Here is a 20,274-nt window from a genome sequence, read left to right on the forward strand (position 1 = left end):
AGTAGATCTACTTGCCGAATCAAATCGGTTCCGGCAGTGTGGCACCCCTCAGGAAGGACGGTCAAGACCCGTGACGACGACGCACGCCGGCCCGCCGGCCCCGCCCCGCGCACCCGCGCGGCCGGCCAGCCTGGACGCCGTGCTCGGCTACGCGTGGGACGCCGGCGAGCTCACCGCGAGCGACGCGCTCGCCGCGACCGGGCTGACCCGCTCCACCACCATCGAGGCGCTCGACGCCCTCACCGCCCTGGGCCTGCTGCGCGAGCTGCCCAACGCCCGCCAGGCCGGGACCTACCGCAAGGGCCGGCCCGCCCGGCGCTTCGAGCTGCGGGCCGACGGCGCGGTGCTCGTCGGCGTCGACAGCGGCCAGGTGCACGTGACGGCCACCGTGACCGACCTGCGCTCCCGGCCGCTCGGGACGGCGCGCGCCGTGCTGGACCCCGAGGACGACGCGGCGACCCGCCGGGCCGCGGTGCTCGGGACCGTCGACGACGCCCTCGACGCCGCCGGCCGGTCGCGCGCCGACGTGCTCGCGCTGTGCGCCGGGGTCCCCGCGCCCGTCAACACCCGCGGCGAGTCGCCCCGGCACCCCGACGGGTTCTGGGACCGCATGAACCCCGGGCTGCAGGACGCGTTCGCCGCGTGGGCGCCGCTCGTGCGGATCGAGAACGACGCCTCGCTCGCCGCCGTGGCGGAGGGCGCCGTGGGCGCCGCGTCCGGCAGCCGCAACTACGTCGCGCTGCTCGCGGGCGGCCGGCTCGGCGCCGGCGTCGTGGTCGACGGCCGGGTGCTGCACGGCGCGCACGGCGGCGTCGGGGAGATGGTGGCGTTCGACCTCGTCGAGGGCGTGGGCGCGGCGTCGGGCCTCGGCGCCCGCGCGGCGGAGTGGGCGGCGGAGGCGGTCGCCCGCGGGGAGGCCGACCCCCGCGGGGCGCTCGCCGCCCTCGCGCCCGGGGAGCTCGACGGCCAGCGGGTGCTCGAGCTCGCCGCCGCGGGGGACCCCGACGCCCTGCGCGTGGTGCAGCGGGTCGGGGGGATGCTCGCGCGGGTCGTCAACGTGCTGGCCAGCATGTTCGACCCGGAGCGCATCGTGGTGTCGGGGGCCGTGTCCGGCGGGGTGCAGCAGGTCGTCGAGGCCGCGCGCGCGGCGCTCCCCACCGGGCGGCACCTGCCCGCGCCCGTGCTCGCGATCTCCCCGCTCGGGGCCGACGTCGTGGTCACCGGCGCGGTCGCCGAGGCCGCCGCCGCCGCGCGGCGGCACGTGCTCGACCTGTGGGGGACGCGCACCGGCTGAGCCGTCAGTCCGGCGGCAGGTGCTCGCGCGCCCACAGCGCGGCGCTCGTGCGGTCCTGCACCTCCAGCGCGCGGAACACGTGCCCGACGTGCACCTTGACCGTCCGCTCCGCGATGCCGAGCTCCCGGGCGATCTGCTTGTTCGCCAGCCCCCGCGCCAGGAGCCGGAGCACGTCCCGCTCGCGGGCGCTCAGGCGGTCCGCCGGCCGCGGGGTCGCCGACGGCAGCAGCGCACCCGCCACGCGCGGGTCCAGCGGCGCGTACCCCCGGGCGGCGGCGCGCACCGCGGCCAGCAGCTCGGCCGGCTCGCAGTCCTTGAGCAGGTAGCCGACGGCGCCCGCCTCGAGCGCCGCGGCCACCCGCTCCTGGTCGGAGAACGAGGTCAGCACCACCACCCGCGTGCCCGGGCGCCGGGCGAGCGCCTCCCGCGTCGCGGTCACACCGTCCGTGCCGGGCATCGACAGGTCCATGAGCACCACGTCGGGGGCCAGCTCCGCCACGAGCTCCACCGCCGCCGCGCCGTCCGCCGCCTGACCCACCACCTCCAGGTCCGGGGCCGCGTCGACCAGGCCCGCCAGGCCGGTGCGCACCAGGTGGTGGTCGTCGGCCAGCACCACCCGGACCGGCGCCGTCACGACGACGCCCCCGGGACCGCCGGCGCGCCCGCCGGGGCGTCGGCGTCCGCCACCAGGCGCCACCGCGTGCCGGCGCCCGCGCGCGACGTGACCTCCAGGTCCGCGCCCGCCGCCGCGGCGAGGTCCCCCAGCACGCGCAGCCCGAAGTGCCCCGGCGCCGGGTCCGCGAGCGCCGCCGCGACGTCGAACCCGGCGCCGTCGTCCTCGACCTCCAGCACGACGCGGTCCCCGTCGCGCGCGACCCGTACCCGCACCTCGGCCGAGCCGGAGTGCGCGACCGCGTTCCGGACGGTCTCCTGCGCCACCCGGTACAGCAGCTCGCGCGTCCCGTCCCCGAGCCCCGCGACCGCCGCCTCCGGCGCGTCCACCACCACGCGCACGCCGCGCGACGCGAGGCCGCCGGCCAGGTCCGCGAGCGCCGCGCCGAGCCCCGCGCTGCGCAGCGAGGGCGGGTAGATCTCCACCAGCAGCGACCGCAGGCCGCGGATGCTCGTGCGCACGGTCGCGCTCGCCGCCCGCACGTCCTGGGCCACGACGTGCGCACCGGCCGCGTCCGCCCGGTCGGCGGCACCCGCGAGCGCGAACGACGACGCCGCGAGCTCCTGCACCACGCCGTCGTGCAGGGTCGCCGCGATCCGCCGCCGCTCCGCGTCCGAGGCGTCGACCGCCTGCCGCAGCAGCTCCTCGCGCTGACCCTGCCCGCGCCGCAACCGGTCCAGCAGCGCCCACAGCACCGGCAGCAGCAGCGCGACCAGCAGCAGCAGGCTCGTCAGCGTGATGCCCGCGAACCCGCGCCACACCGCGCCGGCCCGCTCCGTCACCACGTCGTACCGGCTGTACGTCTCGAACAGCAGCACCGTGCCGTCGGGCGTCCACACCGGGCGGTAGACCTCCAGCAGCTGGTCCTCGTCGCGCTCGTACCGGTTCTCCGGCTCGTCGAGGTCGCTGATCTCCGCCTGGGTCGCCGGGTCGCGCAGCACCGCCTGCTCCTCGTCGCCCAGCGGGAACCGCTGCCCGACCAGCCGGGGCTCGTCCGAGTACACGATGCGGCCGTCGGCGTCCCAGAGCTTCACGCGCACGACGGCCGTGCCGAGCACGCGCTCCCGGACCACCGCGTCGAGCGACGCGAGCGCCTCCGGGTCGCCCGCCGTGAGCCCGTCCTCGAGGGCCGGCTGCACGACCGCGTCCGCGAGCAGGTCCGTGCTGCGTGCGGCGTCGTTGACGGACTCCTGCTCCGCGATCCGGCGGCTCGCGGCGAGCCCCAGCACCGCGACCAGCGCGAGCACCAGCACCGCCGCCGCGCCGACCTGCGTGAACACGCGCCACGGGGTCAGCGGGCGCTGGGCCGCCGCCGCGGTGCGGCCCCTGCTGAGGACGACGCGGCCGTCGTCCGGACCCGGCGCGGTGGGCACAGGCGCCACCCTACGGTCGGGCCCGGACGGCGGGGAGGGTGCCGGGGCGGGTGAAGCCGCGGCGGCACGGGAGCGCACGGCCGGGTCAGTCGTCGGAGCCGTGGCCGCCGGAGCCGTGGTCGTCGGCGCCCCGGTCGTCCGAGCCGTGGCCGCCGTCGTCGTCACCCCCGCGGTCGTCCGAGCCGTGACCGCCGTCGTCGTCGCCGGCGTCGTCGGTCCCGCCGCCGTGGTGGCCGGAGTCGTCGGGCACGGCGGGGGCCGCGGGCGCGGCAGGGGCCGCCGGGGCGGCGCCGTTCTCCCGGCGGTCGTCGCCGGCTTCGGTGCGGTCGTCCCGGTCGACGCGACCGCCGTGGTCGTCCCCGGGCTCGGTGCGGTCGTCCCGGTCGACGCGACCGCCGTGGTCGTCCGGCACCGCGGAGGGCGAGGCCGAGGGCGCGGTGGGCGAGGCGGACGGCTCGGCGTCCCGGTCGTCTCCCGGCTCCGTGCGGTCGTCGCGGTCGGTGCGGCCGCCGTGGTCGTCGAGGACGGGCGCCTGCGTCGGCACCGTCACCGGCACCTCGCGGCTCAGGCTGGGGTTGGCGGCGAGCCCGATGACCGCCGGGGCGATCGCGACGGCCGCGGCGGTGGTGAAGACGAGCGTGCGCTTCATGACGAGCTCCTGACGGGGGTGCGGATCTGACCCGTCCTTTGTCCCGCGCCGCCGGTCGGCACCACCATCGGACGTTGGTACTAGTACCCCGCCGGGGACGCCGCCTGCGCGCCGAGCACGGCCAGCAGCCGCAGCTTGTCGTGGCTCTCCGACCCGGGCGCCGCCGTGTACACCAGCAGCGCGTGGGAGCCGGCCGGGTCGACGAGCGTCTGGCACGTGAGGTCCAGCGCGCCGACCTGGGGGTGGACGAAGTGCTTGACCTCCTGGGGCCGCAGGCCCACCTCGTGGCGGTCCCACACCTCCCGGAACTCGGCGCTCCGCTCGAGCAGCAGCGAGGCGAGCTCGGCCGCCCGCGACCGGGGCCCGCGGCGACCCACCACCTCCCGGAGGCCGGACGCGTACAGCCGGGACATGGAGTCGTGGTCCTCCGGCGCGTACAGCCGCCGGCACTCCGGGTCGGTGAACCAGCGGTAGCCGAGGCTGCGCGCCGGGCCCGTGCGGCGCGTGGCGTCCCCCGTCAGCGCCACGGCGAGCGGGGTCTGCCGCAGCGTCTCCCCGAGCTCGGTCACCACCTCCGCGGGCGTGTCGCCCAGCCGGTCGAGGATCCGCAGCATGCCGGGGCTCACGTGGTCACCGGAGGCGCCGCCGGCGGGCGGGTGCTGCCCGGCCAGGCGGAACAGGTGGTCACGCTCCGCGACCGTGAGGTGCAGGCCCTGCGCGATGGACGCGAGCATCTGCTCCGACGGGGCCGGGCCGTTCCCCCGCTCGAGGCGCGCGTAGTAGTCGGGCGACATGTGGCACAGCACCGCGACCTCCTCCCGGCGCAGGCCGCGCGTGCGCCGGCGCTCGCCGCGGGGCAGGCCGACGTCCTCGGGCTGGAGCGCCTCGCGGCGGCGGCGCAGGAGCTCCGCGAGCGCGGGCCGGTCGATGGGCATGCGACGTTCCTACCGCGCCGGCGCCCGCGCATCCACTGACTGCCGGTCAGCGGCTCGGCGGGCCCTGGTCCGCAGGCGCGGCCGCCCGCAGGCTCGGAGGACCACCAGCCCCGAGGAGTCCCGATGCCCCGCACCACCGCCACCCGCACCGCCCCCGCGCTCGCCGTCCCCGACCTGACCGGGCGGCGCGCCGTCGTCACCGGCGGCAGCGACGGCATCGGCCTGCGGATCGCCACCCGCCTCGCCGCCGCGGGCGCCGAGGTCGTGCTCCCCGTCCGCGACGCGGCCAAGGGCGAGCGTGCCGCCGCCGCGATCCGCGAGCAGGTCCCGTCCGCCGCGCTCGTGCTGCGCGAGCTCGACCTGTCGTCGCTCGCGTCGGTGGCCGCGTTCGGCGCCGGCCTGCGGGAGGAGGGCCGTGGGGTCCACCTGCTCGTCAACAACGCCGGTGTCATGAGCCCGCCGGAGCGCCGCACCACCGCCGACGGGTTCGAGCTGCAGCTCGGCACCAACCACCTCGGCCACGTCGCGCTGGTCGGCCACCTCCTGCCCCTGCTGCGGGACGGGCACGCGCGGGTGACGTCGCAGGTCAGCATCGCCGCGGACCGCAACGCGATCCACTGGGAGGACCTCAACTGGGAGCGCGGGTACCACCCCATGCGCGCGTACTCGCAGTCGAAGATCGCGTTCGGGCTGTTCGCGCTGGAGCTCGACCGCCGCAGCCGGGCGGAGGGCTGGGGGATCACGAGCAACCTCTCCCACCCGGGCGTCGCCCCGACCAGCCTGCTGGCCGCCCGGCCCGAGCTGGGGCGCGCGGGTGACACGCGCGACGTCCGCATGATCCGCTGGCTGTCCGCGCGCGGCCTGGTCGGGACCCCGGAGTCCGCGGCGCTGCCCGCGGTGTACGCGGCCACGTCCCCCGACGCCCGGGGCGGCCGGCTGTACGGGCCGGGCGGCCTCCTGCACCTCAGCGGGGCGCCGGCCGAGCAGGCGGTGTACTCCCGGCTGCGCAGCGAGGACGAGGCCGCCCGCGTCTGGCGTGTGTCGCAGGAGCTGACCGGGGTGGCCCTGGCCGCCGCCTGAGCGGGCCCGCGCGCCGCACCCCCTACCGGTCCGGCCCCGACCTGGTTACGGTCTCAGGGTCCGTGCGGCACCGCGCGGTCCCCCACCAGGAGAGCGATGACGCGACACGGCTCCGACCCCGACCGGGCGGAGGACCACCGGTGACCGCTCGCTCCCCGGAGCCGGCCGGCGTGCACGGCGCGCCCGGGCTCCCGTCCTGGCTGGTGCCGCGGCCACGGCTCGTGGAGCGGCTCGACGCGCCCGTCCCGCTCACGGTGCTGCGGGCGCCCGGGGGCGGCGGCAAGACGACGCTGGTCACCGAGTGGGCGCGCACCCGCGGCGCCTCGGCCCGCGGCGTCTGGGTGGACGCCGGCGCCCGGCAGTCCGGCTCGCGGGCGCTGTGGGCGGCCGTCGTGCAGGCGGTGGCCGACGCGGGCGTGCCCGACGGCCACCCGTTCGCCGGGGGCAGGGCGACGCTGCCCGGTGGCGACCTCACGGGGCACCTCGTCCGCGGGTTCCGGCTGCTCGGCCCGTTCGTGCTGGTGGTCGACGGCGCGGACGCCCTGGACGAGCGGGGCGCCGCCGCGCTCGTGCACCTGGTGGCCGCGGTGCCGACCACGCGGGTGATCGCGACCGTGCGGTCCGCAGGCCCGCTGGAGTCGCCGCAGGCGCGGGCCCGGGTGGACGTCCAGGTGCTGGGCCCGCGGGACCTCGCGCTCGACCTCGCCGAGACCGCGGCGCTGCTGGGCGTCGAGCCGGTGCCCGCCCGGACCGCCCTGCGCGCCACCGACGGCTCCCCGCTCGCGACGCGGCTGCTGGCGCTGACCGGGGCCGCCCCGGCCGGCGCCGTGCCCGCCCTCGAGGGCGTGGCCGACCGGGTGGTGCAGGGCCTCGACCCGGCGACGGCGGCGTTCGTCACCGCGACCGCGACCGCCGACCTGCTCTCCCCCGACCTGGCCGCCACGCTCGCGGGCGTCACCGCCGAGGACGCGCTGCGCGCGCTCGAGGAGGTCGAGGCGCTCGGGCTCGGCACCTGGGCCGACGTCTCCCGGTTCGCGTACACGCCCGTCGTGCGCAGCGGGGTCCGGGCGGGGATGCGCCGCGACGAGCCCGAGCGGTTCCGCCGGCTGCGGCGCACCGTCGCCGCGTGGAGCGACGAGCACGGCCACGGGGTCGAGGCGCTGCGGGCGGCCGTCGACGCGGACGACCTGGACCTCGCCACCGGCATCGCTCGGCGGGCGTGGCGCGAGCTGCTGCTGGAGCGCACGGGCAGCATCCGCTCGGCCCTGCACGGCGTCCCGCTGCGCCGGCTGCGCCGTCACCCCGTGCTGCTGTTCCTGCTCGGCCTGGGGTACAACGCCGACCCGGACACGCGGCTGCGCGCCGTCGCGGTGCTCGGGTACGCCGCCACGGCCTCGCGGGTCCGGTCCTCCCACGTCGCGCCGCACGACCGGCTGCTGCTCCGGCTCATCGAGATGGTGGCGCTGCGGCTCACGGGCCGCGGGTCGGCGGCCGCGCGCGCCGCCGCCGACGTGGTGCGGCGGGCGGACGAGCTCGTGCCCGAGCACCGCGAGCAGCTGGCCGACGTGCTGCCCGTGCTCTACTCGCAGGCCGGCACCACGCTGCTGTACGACGGCCGGTGGCAGGCCGCCGTCGAGGCGTTCGAGCGCGGGCTCGCGGCGGCCGTGCGCCCCGCGGCCCAGCTGCCCAGCCTGGCGCTGCTGGCCGGCACGCTGGCGGTGGACGGCGCGATGGACCGCGTCGAGCCGCTGACCCGGCGCGTGCGGTCCGGCACGTGGCCCCCGGGGCTGGTCGACGGCTACTCCGGCGCGCTCTACCAGGTCGCGGAGGCCGTCGCCGCCCTGGAGGAGTCCGACGCGGCGCGCGCCCAGCAGCACCTCGACGTGCTGGCGCCGCACCTCGCGACCATCGAGCACTGGCCCCTCATCGCCCAGGTCCAGTCGATGGCGGACCTGCTGCGCGACGGCCCCGAGACGGCCCTGGCGCGCTTCGACGCCGCCGTCCGCACCCACGGCAGCCGGCAACCCGCCCACCGCGCGAGCGCCGCGGGGCTCGAGGCGACCCGCGCCGCCCTGCTCGTCGCGGCAGGGCGCCCGCTCGCCGCGCTGGAGGCCCTGCCGCGCACCCCGTCCGACCCGGCGCGGCTGGTGGCGCTCGCCCGCGCCCGGCTGCACGCGGGACGCCCGGAGGAGGCGCTGCAGGCCCTCTCGGCGAAGGAGACCGCCGGCCCGGGCGGCGTGCGGATCGACCTCGACGCCGCGCTGCTCGCCGCGCTCGCCCTGGCCGCGTCGGGGCGGGCGGACGAGGCCGGCACCGACCTGGCACGCGCCGCCGCCCTCGTCGCCGTGCACCACGTCCGGCTGCCGTTCGCCCTGCTGTCCGCCCACGACCGCGGCACGCTCCGGCACCTGGCCGAGCGCCACGACCAGCAGGGCCTCGTCGACGTGCTGCGCGACGCCGCCGACACGACCGTGGCCGCGCCCAGCCCCGCGCCGGCCCTCACCGCGCGCGAGGCCGTCGTCCTGCACGCGCTCACCCGCACCGGATCGGCCACCGAGATCGCCGAGGCGCTGGTGGTCAGCCCGAACACCGTGAAGTCGCAGCTCCGGTCGCTCTACCGCAAGCTCGGCGTCACCTCCCGCCCGGAGGCCCTCGACACGGCCCGCCGCCTCGGCCTGCTGGCCGCCCAGGACGCCGTCGGCACCCAGGACGCCCCGACAGGCTGACGCACCCGTACGCAGTCCGGGCCGCGCACGCCCCCCACCTCCACCCGGGCGAATGGATCCGAACCGCCGGACACGCCCGGCGCGCCCGTGCGAACGGATCCGAACGGCCCCGCCGTCCTGAGCCGACGGCGCTCCCGGCGCGACGAGGCCCCGGCACGCCCTCACGGCGCGCCGGGGCCTCGTGCCCTCCCGGGTGCAGGGGGACGCACCCGGGGCGGGATCAGCGGGTGGTGTGCTCCGCCCGCCGGCGCCAGCCGACCAGCGCGGCACCACCGGCGAGGAGCAGCAGCGCCACCCCCGCACCGACGGCGGCCTCCGTGCCGGTGACGGCCAGCGGCTGCGACGCCGGCGGCGCCGGGTCACCGGCGGCCGCGGCGACGTAGGTGATGCGCACCTGCGCCTGCGTGACGTTCCCCTCGACGTCCGTGACCTCGTAGCCCACGGCCGTCGGGTCGCCGGTGAAGCCGGCCTCCGGCGTGAACGTGACGGCCCCGGTCTCGGGGTCGACCGTCCAGGTGCCCTCGCCGGGCACGACGAGCCGCGTCACGCGGGCGCCGTCCGGGTCGAGCAGGCGCACCGTCGTCGGGTCGAGGCTGCCGCGGTCGTTGCCGAGCACGTCGACCGTCACGGCGGTGCCCGCCGGGTTGTCCTCGTCCGCGTCGTCCGCGGCCTGCGGCAGGAACGTCACGGCCACCCGGGCGGTCGCCACGTCGCCGGCCACGGTCGCGACCTCGTACGTGATCGGCGTCGGGTTGCCGTCGAACCCGGGCTCGGCCGTGAAGGTGATGCGCCCCGTGGTGCGGTCGACCGTCCAGCGCCCCTCACCGGGGACGTCCAGGCGGGTCACGCGGCTGCCGTCCGGCCCGACGACCCGCACGCTGGCCGGGTCGAGGTCGCCGGAGTCGTTGCCGACCACGTCGACCGTCACCGGCTTGCCGAGCTCGTTGCCCGTGCGGGTGTCGTCCGCGGCGGCCGGCCGGTAGGTGACGGTGACGCCCGCGGTGACGGTGTCGCCCGTCGGGTCGGTCACCCGGTACCGCACCGGCGTGGGGTCGCCGAGGAACCCGCGCTCCGGCGTGAAGGTGACGGCGCCGGTGGTGCCGTCGACCGTCCACGTGCCCTGGCCCGGGACGACGAGCTCCGTCACCGGGTCGCCGTCCGCGCCGACCAGCCGGACGGACGCCGGGTCGAGGTCGCCCGCGTCGTTGCCGAGCACGTCGACGCGGACCGGCTCGCCCAGCGTGTTGCCGCGGGAGACGTCGTCCGCCGCGTCCGGCACGTAGCCGACGGTGACCGTCGCCGCGACGGTGTCGCCGGTGGTGTCCGTGACCTCGTACGTGACGGGGGCCGGGTCCACGAGGAACCCGTCCTCGGGGGCGAACGTCACCGCACCGGTCGCGGCGTCGACGGTCCAGATGCCCTCGCCCGGCACCTCGAGGCGCTGGACGCGGTCGCCGGACGGGCCGACGAGCCGCACGCTCGCGGGGTCCAGGTCGCCGGTGTCGTTGCCGAGCACGTCCACCGTGACGACGTCGCCGATGGCGTTCCCGAGGTCGGAGTCGTCCGCCGCGGCGGGCACGTACCCGACCACGACGGTCGCGGTGGCCGTGAGGCCGTCCTGGTCGGCGACCCGGTAGACGACCGGCGTCGGGTCGACGAGGAACCCGTCCTCGGGCTCGAACGCCACCGCGCCGGTGGCCGGGTCGACCGTCCAGACGCCCTCGCCCGGCACCTCGAGCGACGTGACCCACGAGCCCGACGGGCCGCGCAGGACGACGCTCGACGGGTCGAGGTCGGAGGTCACGCCCGCGTCGTTGCCGAGCACGCCGACGACCACGCGCTCGCCGATGGTGTTGCCGGTGTCGGAGTCGTCGACCGCCGTGGGGGGCGCGACGAGGACGACGTCCGACGTGGCGGAGTTGTCCGACCCGTCGCCGCGGTCCTCGACGGACGCGACGTTGGTCAGCACCTCACCCGGGTCGCCGGCCGCGGTCTGCGCGTAGACGACGGTCAGGGTCTCGCCGACGTCGAGGCCGCGGGCGCCGTCGGCCGGCTCGCCGAGCAGGGCGAACGGCCGGGAGCACTCCAGGGCCGCCGGGACCGGGTCGCCGGCCGCCGCGTCGCAGGTGACGGGGCCGCGCTCGAGCGCGCCGTTCGTGCCGCCGCTGGTGGACACGGACACCACGGTCGCGGCACCGGTGCCCGGGAGGACGTCGCGCAGGGTGACGACGTCGCCGCGGGTCATCGCCGCGGGGCCCTGGTTGGTCACCGTGACGGTCCACGTCAGGTCGTCGCCGGCCTGCGCGGACGCGGAGGTGACGGGGTCGCCGCCCTCGACCGCGACGGTCTTCGTGACCGCGAGGTCGTAGTCGCACGCGACCCAGTCGAGCGTGATCGAGCCGTTCGCGCCCGCGCCCGTCCCCGTCGCCCGGCCCACGGCCGTCGCGGAGACGTCGGTCGCGGTCGCGGCGACGAAGCTCGACCCGCCACCGCCGCCGCCACCGGCGACGGTGTCGACCTGCGCGCCCGTGCCGTCGGCGTCGGAGTTCTGGATGGTCGTCGAGGCGCCGCCGCCACCGCCGGCGAGGCCGCCACCGCCACCGCCACCGGCGTCGTAGTTCGGGTCGAACGCCCCGGCGCCACCGGTGCGACCCGCACCCGGCAGGCCGTCGAGCGTCGGGTCGGTGCTGTGCACGCCGCCCGCCCCGGGGGTCGCGCCGCCCCCGGCGCCGCCGCCGACGCCGATGCGGTCGCCGCCCGCCGCCAGGCCCTCGTAGCCGTCCGTCCCGGCGGACCCGGCCCCGACCTCGCCCGGCCCCGCGGGCAGGCCGGCGTCACCGCCGAAGCCGTCCGTCGACTGCGAGTGGCCGCCACCGGAGCCGCCGCCACCGCCGGCCAGCACCGCGAGCTCGCCACCGAGGAGCAGCTCGCTGAAGCCGCCGCCCCCGGCACCGCCGTGCTGGCCGCCGACCGCACCGCCCGCGCCGCCGCCGTTCGCGCCGCCGGCGCCGCCCGCGTTGCCCGAGTTCTGGGCGCCGCCGCCGCCGACTCCCCCGGAGAACGCCGTGCCGGGCACCACGGCGAACGTCGCCGCGATCCGCGCGGCGCCACCGTTGGCCCCGACGCCGTTCGCGCCCGCGGCCGACCGGCCGCCCGCACCGCCGACGACGGTGACGTCCACCGAGCAGACGCCGTCCGGGACGACGCCCGACACGGTGCCGACGCCGAACACGCTGGTGGTGGCCTCCGGGGCGGGGTCGGCCAGGGCGGCCGGCGCGAGCGCGACCGGCGCGACGCCACCCGCGAGCACCGCCAGCGACGTCAGGCCGGCCAGGGCGGCGCGGCGGCCCGGACCGGGCCGTCGTCGCGCCGTCGCCCGGTGACCGGGCAGGGTTCCGTGCTGCACTTCTCCTCCAGGCTGCTTCGACACGGCCACGGCGCTGCGGCAGCCTGTGACCGGGCGGAGAGCACGCTGAGCCCCCCGCTCCCGCGGAAGCCTGTGGGACGAAGGTCCCGGTCGGCGGGCGGGGCCGGGGACTTCACACCGCACTTCACCCCGGGCCGGCCGGGCCCGGGCACCGCGGCGGGGGTCTTGCCCGAGCGGGCCCCGGGCGACCATGCTCCGAGGCACATGTCCAGCGCCCCGCCCGGTCAGCCGCAGGACCCCGCGGGCGCACGGGAGACGGGGGTCCCCATGTCGTTGCCGCTCGTGATCGACCGTTCGCCGGACCCGGAGGCGCCCCCGAGCACGCCGGCCCCGCCGTCGATCGCCGCGTGGGTGCGGTCCGTGGGGTCCGGCCGGCTCGGCGCGGTGGTGCTGCTGCTCGGCACGGCGCTGGCGATCGTCTGGGCGAACGCGTCGCACGCGACGTACGAGGCGTTCTGGGACACCCACCTCACCGTGGGGGTCGCGGACCTCAACCTGGACTTCACGCTGCACGCGCTGGTGAACGACGCGCTGATGGCGTTGTTCTTCTTCACCGTCGGGCTGGAGGTGCGGCGGGAGTTCGCGATCGAGGAGCTGACGAGCTGGTCGCGGGCCGTCGTGCCGGTGGTCGCGGCGCTGTGCGGGCTGGCCCTGCCGGCCCTGCTGTTCGTCCTGGTCACCCGCGGCACGGGCTTCGAGCACGCGTGGGGGGTCGTGATCTCCACGGACACGGCGTTCCTGGTCGGCGGGCTCGCGCTGCTGGGGCCGCGGTCGGCCGCCCGGCTGCGGGTGTTCCTGCTGGCCCTCGCCGTGGTGGACGACATCGCGGCGCTGACGATCATCGCTCTCGTCTACACGGAGGACTTCCGCCCGATGCCGCTGCTCGTCGCGGCGGTGGGGCTGGTGGGCATCTGGTTCACGCGGTACGTGCCGAGCGGGCGGGGGCCGATCTACGCCACCCTCGCGATCGTCGTCTGGTTCGCGTTCCTCGCCTCCGGCGTGCACCCGACGCTCGCGGGCGTCGCCGTCGCGCTGCTCGTGCCGGTGTACCGCCCGAGCCGCCGGGACGTCGACCACGCGCTCGAGCTCGCCCGCACGTTCCGGCAGTCGCCCAGCACGCAGTACGCGCGCGCCGCCGCGAACAGCCTCCGCGAGTCGATCTCCGTCAACGAGCGGCTGCAGTCGGCGTACACGCCGTACGTCTCGTTCGTGATCCTGCCGCTGTTCGCGCTGGCGAACGCGGGCGTCGTCGTGAACGGGGACGTCCTGGCCGCCGCGGTCCGCTCGCCCGTGACCTGGGGCGTGGTGATCGCGCTCGTGCTGGGCAAGCCGCTGGGCGTCTGGGGCTCGACCGCCGCGATGCGTCGCCTGCACCTGGGCGAGCTGGGCCCGGGGCTGACCTCGGGGCGGCTCGCCGGCGGGGCGGCGCTCTGCGGCATCGGGTTCACGCTCTCGCTGTTCATCGTCGACCTCGCCATCGACGACCCCGCCGTCGCCAACGAGGCTCGCGTCGGCGTCCTGCTCGCGTCCGCCCTGGCCGCGGGCCTGGCCGCCGTGATCTTCCGGGCCGCGGAGCGCGGCGGGACGGGCGAGGACACCCGGAACGTCCTGCAGCGTCCGGTCGACCCGGAGCGCGACCACATCTACGGGCCCGTCGACGCGCCGATGACCCTCGTCGAGTACGGCGACTTCCAGTGCGGGTTCTGCCTCAAGACCGCGGGCACCATCCAGGAGGTCGTCGCGGAGCTGGGCGGGCGGCTCCGCTACGTGTGGCGCCACGCCCCGCTGCTCAGCTACCACCCCAACGCGGTCGCGGCGGCCGAGGCCTCGGAGGCGGCCGCGCTGCAGGGCAAGTTCTTCGAGTTCGAGCGGGCGCTGTTCACCGACCAGGAGCACCAGCGCCCGGCGGACATCCTGCGCCGCGCCGCCGACCTGGGGCTGGACGTCCAGCGGTTCGAGCGCGACCTCACCTCCCCGGAGGTCGCCGCGCGCGTGCGCGACGACATGCTCGACGCGGAGGCGATGGACATCACGGCCGTCCCGACGCTGTTCGTCAACGGTCGCCGGCACACCGCGCCGCACGACGCCCGGTCGCTCATCGCGGCGCTGACCGCGGCGGAGGCCGACGCGGCGGCGACCCGGGCGCCGGCCGACGCCGGAGGGGCGCCGGAGCGCGCCTGACGCCCGCGGCCCGGCGGTGCGCGCCACCGGCGCACCGGACCGTCGTGCGGCCCTCCCCCGCCACGGCGGGCCGCGGGGGCCGTCACCTCACGCCGGGTCGGCGCCCCACCCCGACACGAGGCGCGCGATGATCGCGTCGAGGGCCGCGCGCGGCTCGGTCGCGTCGGTGGCCAGGTCAGGGATCTGCAGGACGTAGCGGGCCAGCGCCCGCAGGGCCGGGTCGTCGGGGGCGGCACCGGCCTCGGCCGCGAGCGCCGCGGTCAGGGCCTCCTCGCACGCCTCCCACTGCCGGCGCGCGTAGGTGCGCAGCTGCGGGGTGCGGAGGATCAGCCCGAGGACCTGCTGCTCCTCGGGCGAGGGGTCGGGCACGAACACCCCGCGGCCGCGGAAGAACCGCCCGAGCGCCTCGAGTGCCGCGCGGGCGCTGCCGGTGCCCCGCACCGCGGCCGCGAGCGACGACGCGCGCTCGTCCTCGCCGGCGATGTCGTCGAAGACGAGCGCCTCCTTGCCGTCCGGGAAGTGGTTGAACAGCGTCGTGACGGCGGTGTCGGCCTCCTCGGCGATCTGCGCGACCGTCACGTCGTCGTAGCCCCGCTCGACGAACAGGCGCCGGGCGGCGGCCACGAGCGCCTGCCGCGTCTCCGCCTTCTTGCGCTCGCGGCGTCCGGCGGCGGCGGGCAGGCCGGTGCGGGGGTCCGTCATGGCCCCATCGTACACGTGATGCTAGTCACTAGTTGTTGGTAGTGACTCCAAACGTGTAGTGACTACACTCAACCTTGGCCGCACGACGCGCCGACGCACTCCGCGCCGCGGTGCCGGCCCCGGGACAGGAGAACGTCATGGCGGAGAGCACACCGGCCACCCAGGTGGCCACCACCGGGGGCGGGAGCCCTGCCGGTGCCGACGGAACGGCGACGCCCCTGTCGCGCCCGCGGCTGTGGGCCGTCCTCGGGCTGGTCCTGCTGGCCGACGCGCTGGACATGATCGACTCGACGGTGACGAACATCGCCGCCCCGTCGATCGTGGCCGACATCGGCGGCGGCGACGGCCTCATCAAGTGGCTCGGCGCGTCCTACGCGCTGGCCCTCGGCGTGCTGCTGGTGATCGGCGGGCGCCTCGGGGACAAGTACGGCCAGCGCCGGCTGTTCCTCCTCGGCATGACGGGCTTCGTGCTCGCCTCCGGCGCCGCCGGCCTCGCCACCGGCCCCGGCGTCATGGTCGCGGCCCGCCTCCTGCAGGGGGCGTTCGGCGCGCTGCTCATCCCGCAGGGCATGGCGATCATGACGCGCGCCTTCCCGCGCGACATGATGCGCACCGCGTTCGGCCTGTTCGGCCCGCTGCTCGGCATCGCCGCGATCGGCGGCCCCGTCCTCGCCGGGTTCCTCATCGACGCCGACGTCGCCGGCACCGGGTGGCGCGCGGTCTTCCTCATCAACATCGTGCTCGGCGTGGTCGGGGTCCCGCTCTCGGTGCGGCTGCTGCCCCGCGACGGCGACACCTCCGCGGAGCGCGCGGCGGTCAGCATCGACGGCCAGGGCTCGGCGTACCTCGCGCTGTCGATGTTCGGCCTGCTCTACGGGCTGATCGAGGGCTCGCAGACCGACTGGGCGCCGGTGTCGCTGGCCGCCCTGGCGGTCGGCGTGATCGCGTTCGTGCTGTTCGTGCGGCGCCAGCGCACGGCCGCCGACCCGCTGCTGCGCCCCTCGCTGTTCGCCAACCGCGGGTTCACCGCCGGCCTGATCATGGGCCTGGCGTTCTTCGCGGCGACCAGCGGGCTCATGTACGTCCTGTCGCTGTTCCTCCAGGGCGGGCTGCACCAGAGCCCGGGCCGGGCGGCGCTGTCCCTCATGCCGCTGACCGTCGGCATCATGGTCGCCGCCTTCGCGTGCATGGGCCTCATGGCGCGGCTCGGGCGCACGCTCGTGTTCGCCGGGCTGACCATCACGCTGGTCGGTCTCGGCTGGTTCCTGCTGCTCGTGCTGGCGCAGGGGCTGTCGATCGGCACCTGGGCCATGGTCGCGCCGGTTTTCGTCATGGGCGTCGGGCTGGGCACCTGCTTCGGCACCATCTACGACATCGCGCTCGGCGACGTCTCCGCCGAGGAGGCCGGCAGCGCCAGCGGGTCCCTGACCGCCGTGCAGCAGCTCGCGAACGGCATCGGGTCCGCGCTCATCACCACCGTGTACCTGCACGCGCTCGGCGGCGGGTCCGGCGGGGACGCGTCCGGCGGCACCGTGCACGCCGTGACCGTCGCGCTGCTCATCGCGCTGGTCATCACCGCGGTCTGCCTGCCCGTCGCCCGGCTGCTGCCCCGGCGCGCGCAGGCGGAGCCCGACCACGGCTGACCGGCACCACCCCGGAGGAGTCCGCGTGTCCACACGTCGCGCGCGACCGTCGGCCCGATCGCACGGCGGCGAGCACCCGGCGCGCGATCAGCACGCCCACACCGAACCACGCCGACGACACGACGAGCTCCCGGACCACGAGCAGCGGGACGCCGCCTCGACGGTCGCGGTGAACGGCAGGAGTCCCCTGCACCATCCCCGCGGTCGGGGCACGACCGTGACGGCCGCGTCAGCGCGCGGCGCGCCGGTAGCGGATGTGCGTCGCGAGCGGCGAGGGCAGCACCTCGACGGGCTCGAACCCGAAGGACCCCACCCCGTCGAACAGCCGCTCGCCGTCCCCGAGCAGGACGGGGACCACGTCGAGGACCAGCTCGTCGACCACGTCCGCCGCGAGCGCCTGGCGGACCGTCGACGCCCCTCCGGCGATGTCGACACCGCGGCCGTCGGCGGCGGCCAGCGCCTGGGCGTACGCGGCGTCGAACCCCTCGGTCACGAAGTGGAACGTCGTGCCGCCCGCCATCGCGATCGACTCGCGAGGATGGTGCGTGAGGACGAAGACCGGCGCGTGGTACGGCGGCTCCTCGCCCCACCACCCGTCCCAGCGCTCGTCCCACTCCCCCCGGACCGGCCCGAACATGTTCCGACCCATCACGTAGGCGCCGCGGGGACGCATCAGCCACGTCTCGGCGGCACGGTCGGCGTCGGTCGCCCGCGGGTCCCCCAGGTGCCAGGTGTGCAGCTCCTGCCCACGCACGCCGAGCCCGTCGGTGAGGCTCTGGTGGGGGCCCGCGACGTAGCCGTCGAGCGAGATGGACAAGTGGCACGTGGTGTCGGTCATGGTCGTCTCCTCCGTCCGCTCTCCCCCGCTCACGATGGCACAGCGCCGCACCCCGCGGCGGGCGGCCGGCCCGTCGGACGCTCCCAGGGGTGAGTGATGACGCACGTACTCGCAGCCGCAGCCGCCGAGCCGAGCACCCACGACACCTCGCGGACCTCCGCGGGGAGCTGGGTCCGGCGCGGTGTCGCCGCCGTCGCCGTGCTGGCGTGGGCCGTCGGCGGGTGTACGCCGGCCGCGCAGGAGCCTCGACTCGACGGCGGATCGGCCTCTCCCTCTCCGAGCGGGTCGCCGGTCGAGAGTCCGGAGCTCCTCGCGGCGCTCGGGTCGGGCGAGGTCGGGCACGACGCCTACCTGGCGGGCTTCCAGCGGTTCGCCGCGTGCCTCAGCGGGGAGGGCTACGAGGTCGTCGTGCACGACGACAGCGGGCCGGTCGTCGACTACTCCATCCCGGAGGCCGCCGTCGTCTCGGGTGTCGACGAGGAGTGCTACGCCCGGGAGTTCGGCCCTCTGGATGTGGCGTGGCAGATCGCGCAGAGCGACACGTCCGAGTGGGCACGCGTCGCGCGCGGATGCCTGGAGGACCGAGGCATCGAGGCGGCCGGCACGGTGTCCGAGATGGAGCAGCAGCTGACGGACGCCGGCGTCAGCGTCGACGAGTGCGTCGTCGGCTGACCGCGGTCGGACGTCCTCGACGTGTCGACGGTGCCGTCAGTCAGGCCGATGTCACGAGGAGCGAGAGGCCGCCGAGAAGCGCGATCACGAAGTAGCCGAGAGCGAAGAACCCCGCCCTGCGGGAGATCGACTTCCCGTCGCGCATCAGCGGCGGGAAGAATCGGGCGCCGAGCATCGCGAACAGCACAACGAATGCGCTGACGCAGGGGACGAGCGCACGAGCACGCACGGATCCCCCTCCTGTCCACCGACGGCGCACGTGACGGCGGCCGACGCAGCGGCGCCCGCACCGACAGAGACTGCGGCAGCTCCCAGCACGGCGCCAGCGGGAAGCCCGACCGCACGACGCACGCGTGCCCCGAGCACCCGGACTCGCGACTCCAGCACACCAGCGTGCTCACGAAACCGCAGGTCAGAAACCAGAAGCAGAGAACCCCCGGCCGGATCACTCCGACCAGGGGTCACCTGAACAACTCTGCGTGCGCGAGGGGGGATTTGAACCCCCACGCCCTTTCGGACACTGGCACCTGAAGCCAGCGCGTCTGCCGTTCCGCCACTCGCGCGCCGCAGAAGATTAGCACGACTCGCGGGTCGCCCGGACAACCCCGAGGGCGCCCCCGGGGAGCGCCCGGCACCGCCCGCCCCGCGCCCCCGCCCGAGCCCCGCACACGGCACCCGCCGGCGCCCACCACGACCCTTTCACCAGGTCCGCGCCGCCCCGCCGTCCCCAGGCAGGGTCCGGGGATCGGTCCCACGGCTACCATTCAGGCAGAATGTCGGGCGCCGTCCGGTGACCGGCGGCACACGCGTGCGGTGAGGAGGTGGTGGGCGTGGGCATCCTCGACCGTTTCGAGCACGGGGTGGAGCGCGTCGTGAACACCGCGTTCGCCAAGGCCTTCCGCAGCGAGGTGAAGCCCGTCGAGCTGGCGAGCGCGCTGCGCCGCGAGGTCGACGACCGGGCCGCCGTGGTGGGCCGCGACCGGACGGTGGTGCCGAACGAGTTCACCATCGAGCTGTCGCCGGGCGACTACGACCAGGTCGAGGCGTGGGGCGCGGAGGCCCTGGCGGACGAGCTGGCGGCGAACGTCACGGAGCACGCGACGGGTCAGCGGTACGCGTTCGTCGGGCCGGTGACGGTGGCGTTCCACGAGTACGAGGACCTGGAGACGGGCCGGTTCCGCGTGAAGTCGGCGACGGTGCGCGGTGCGGCCGCCCCGGCGACGACCGCCGCGCCGAGCCCCCGGCACCCGCTCATCGACATCGACGGCCAGCGGTACCTGCTGACGGGGCCGGTGACGGTGATCGGCCGCGGCTCCGAGGCGGACATCGTGGTGGACGACCCGGGGGTCTCCCGCCGGCACCTCGAGATCCGGGTGTCGCCGCAGGGCGTCGTCGCCTCGGACCTCGGGTCGACCAACGGCCTGTTCGTCGAGGGCCACCAGGTCCCGGCCGCGACACTCCTGGACGGGAACACGCTGACGATCGGCCGGACCCGCATCATGTTCTGGACGGGTGACGGCGACGGACAGGACCTGGACGAGTGAGCGGCTCCACGATCGGCACGCATGAGTGAGCTGACGGTCACCCTGCTGCGGCTGGGCTACCTCGTCCTCCTGTGGGCGTTCGTGCTGTCCGCCATCGGGGTGCTGCGCCGCGACCTGTACGGCACGCGGATCGTCAACCGCCGCCGCCCGGGCCGCCCGGCCGCCGCCACGCCGGGCGCCACCCCCGCGGCCCCGGCCCCCGCGGCGCCGCCCGCCCCGGACCGCGGCCGCGGTCGGCGTGCCGGTCCGACGCGGCTCGTCGTGACCGAGGGTCCGCTGCGCGGGACGACGCTGCCGCTCGGTGCGTCCGCGGTGCTGATCGGCCGCGCCCCGTCCTGCACGCTCGTGCTCGACGACGACTACTCCTCCTCCCGGCACGCCCGCGTCTTCCCCGAGGGCGACCAGTGGCTCGTGGAGGACATGGGGTCCACCAACGGCACGTTCCTCGACGACCAGCGGGTCTCGGGAGCCGTGCCGTTCCGCCCCGGCGCGCAGCTGCGCATCGGCCAGAGCGTCCTCGAGCTGCAGGGGTAGCGG

16 protein-coding genes and 1 tRNA gene are annotated in these 20,274 nt (G+C 76.8%); 8 read left to right on the plus strand and 9 right to left on the minus strand.

Features of this window, described 5'->3' with window-relative positions:
• Window positions 1-70 precede the first annotated feature (70 nt).
• On the plus strand, window positions 71-1,294 hold the full coding sequence (locus P9841_RS10820; protein ID WP_283318702.1) for an ROK family protein: 1,224 nt from the start codon (window positions 71-73) through the stop codon (window positions 1,292-1,294).
• A gap of 4 nt (window positions 1,295-1,298) precedes the next feature.
• Here P9841_RS10820 and P9841_RS10825 read toward each other — a convergent pair whose 3' ends face one another.
• The 4 genes from P9841_RS10825 to P9841_RS10840 form a co-directional block, all read right to left on the minus strand.
• The gene (locus tag P9841_RS10825; protein ID WP_283318703.1) at window positions 1,299-1,928 is read right to left on the minus strand and encodes a response regulator; all 630 of its coding nucleotides are present in this window, start codon (window positions 1,926-1,928) and stop codon (window positions 1,299-1,301) included.
• On the minus strand, window positions 1,925-3,340 hold the full coding sequence (locus tag P9841_RS10830) for a sensor histidine kinase (protein ID WP_283318704.1): 1,416 nt from the start codon (window positions 3,338-3,340) through the stop codon (window positions 1,925-1,927). The genes P9841_RS10825 and P9841_RS10830 overlap by 4 nt, the downstream gene beginning before the upstream one ends.
• An 85-nt stretch (window positions 3,341-3,425) precedes the next feature.
• Window positions 3,426-3,989 (minus strand): hypothetical protein, encoded by a 564-nt coding sequence (locus P9841_RS10835; protein ID WP_283318705.1) that lies wholly within the window; start codon window positions 3,987-3,989, stop codon window positions 3,426-3,428.
• A gap of 80 nt (window positions 3,990-4,069) precedes the next feature.
• Complete coding sequence (locus tag P9841_RS10840) at window positions 4,070-4,924, minus strand: helix-turn-helix transcriptional regulator (RefSeq protein WP_283318706.1); 855 nt, start codon at window positions 4,922-4,924, stop codon at window positions 4,070-4,072.
• 123 nt (window positions 4,925-5,047) lie between these two features.
• Here P9841_RS10840 and P9841_RS10845 point away from each other — a divergent pair, with 123 nt between their 5' ends.
• Together P9841_RS10845 and P9841_RS10850 are read left to right on the plus strand one after the other, a co-directional pair.
• Window positions 5,048-6,004: an SDR family oxidoreductase gene (locus P9841_RS10845; protein WP_283318707.1), complete on the plus strand. Its 957-nt coding sequence runs from the start codon at window positions 5,048-5,050 to the stop codon at window positions 6,002-6,004.
• A 140-nt stretch (window positions 6,005-6,144) separates the two neighbouring features.
• The gene (locus P9841_RS10850; RefSeq protein ID WP_283318708.1) at window positions 6,145-8,730 is read left to right on the plus strand and encodes a LuxR C-terminal-related transcriptional regulator; all 2,586 of its coding nucleotides are present in this window, start codon (window positions 6,145-6,147) and stop codon (window positions 8,728-8,730) included.
• A 220-nt stretch (window positions 8,731-8,950) separates the two neighbouring features.
• Here the strand turns inward: P9841_RS10850 and P9841_RS10855 are convergent, their stop codons facing one another.
• Entirely contained in the window at window positions 8,951-12,136 is a 3,186-nt protein-coding gene (locus P9841_RS10855) for an Ig-like domain-containing protein (protein WP_283318709.1), read from the minus strand.
• A 288-nt stretch (window positions 12,137-12,424) separates the two neighbouring features.
• Between P9841_RS10855 and nhaA the strand changes: the two genes are divergently transcribed.
• Window positions 12,425-14,338, plus strand: a complete 1,914-nt coding sequence (nhaA, locus tag P9841_RS10860; protein ID WP_283318710.1) for a Na+/H+ antiporter NhaA — start codon at window positions 12,425-12,427, stop codon at window positions 14,336-14,338.
• 87 nt (window positions 14,339-14,425) lie between these two features.
• Here the strand turns inward: nhaA and P9841_RS10865 are convergent, their stop codons facing one another.
• Entirely contained in the window at window positions 14,426-15,040 is a 615-nt protein-coding gene (locus tag P9841_RS10865) for a TetR/AcrR family transcriptional regulator (protein ID WP_283318711.1), read from the minus strand.
• A gap of 137 nt (window positions 15,041-15,177) precedes the next feature.
• Here P9841_RS10865 and P9841_RS10870 point away from each other — a divergent pair, with 137 nt between their 5' ends.
• A complete protein-coding gene (locus P9841_RS10870) occupies window positions 15,178-16,683 on the plus strand; it encodes an MFS transporter (protein ID WP_283318712.1) in 1,506 nt (501 codons plus the stop codon).
• Between the two features lie 229 nt (window positions 16,684-16,912).
• On the opposite strand, the gene P9841_RS10875 is transcribed toward P9841_RS10870, so the two are convergent.
• Entirely contained in the window at window positions 16,913-17,521 is a 609-nt protein-coding gene (locus P9841_RS10875; protein ID WP_283318713.1) for a dihydrofolate reductase family protein, read from the minus strand.
• 96 nt (window positions 17,522-17,617) lie between these two features.
• On the opposite strand from P9841_RS10875, the gene P9841_RS10880 reads away from it, so the two are divergent.
• Entirely contained in the window at window positions 17,618-18,193 is a 576-nt protein-coding gene (locus P9841_RS10880; RefSeq protein ID WP_283318714.1) for a hypothetical protein, read from the plus strand.
• Window positions 18,194-18,233: 40 nt separating this feature from the next.
• Here P9841_RS10880 and P9841_RS10885 read toward each other — a convergent pair whose 3' ends face one another.
• Both P9841_RS10885 and P9841_RS10890 read right to left on the minus strand, forming a co-directional pair.
• Window positions 18,234-18,380, minus strand: coding sequence for a hypothetical protein (locus P9841_RS10885; protein ID WP_283318715.1), 147 nt, complete (start codon window positions 18,378-18,380; stop codon window positions 18,234-18,236).
• Window positions 18,381-18,673: 293 nt separating this feature from the next.
• Window positions 18,674-18,756, minus strand: a tRNA-Leu gene (locus tag P9841_RS10890).
• 267 nt (window positions 18,757-19,023) lie between these two features.
• Here P9841_RS10890 and P9841_RS10895 point away from each other — a divergent pair.
• Together P9841_RS10895 and P9841_RS10900 are read left to right on the plus strand one after the other, a co-directional pair.
• Window positions 19,024-19,737 (plus strand): FHA domain-containing protein, encoded by a 714-nt coding sequence (locus P9841_RS10895; protein WP_222170905.1) that lies wholly within the window; start codon window positions 19,024-19,026, stop codon window positions 19,735-19,737.
• A 21-nt stretch (window positions 19,738-19,758) separates the two neighbouring features.
• A complete protein-coding gene (locus P9841_RS10900; protein ID WP_283318716.1) occupies window positions 19,759-20,271 on the plus strand; it encodes an FHA domain-containing protein FhaB/FipA in 513 nt (170 codons plus the stop codon).
• The last annotated feature ends 3 nt before the right edge of the window (window positions 20,272-20,274 follow it).

Origin of the sequence: Cellulomonas sp. ES6 (assembly GCF_030053835.1) — a bacterium.
In the GTDB taxonomy this organism is placed as follows: Bacteria; Actinomycetota; Actinomycetes; order Actinomycetales; family Cellulomonadaceae; genus Cellulomonas.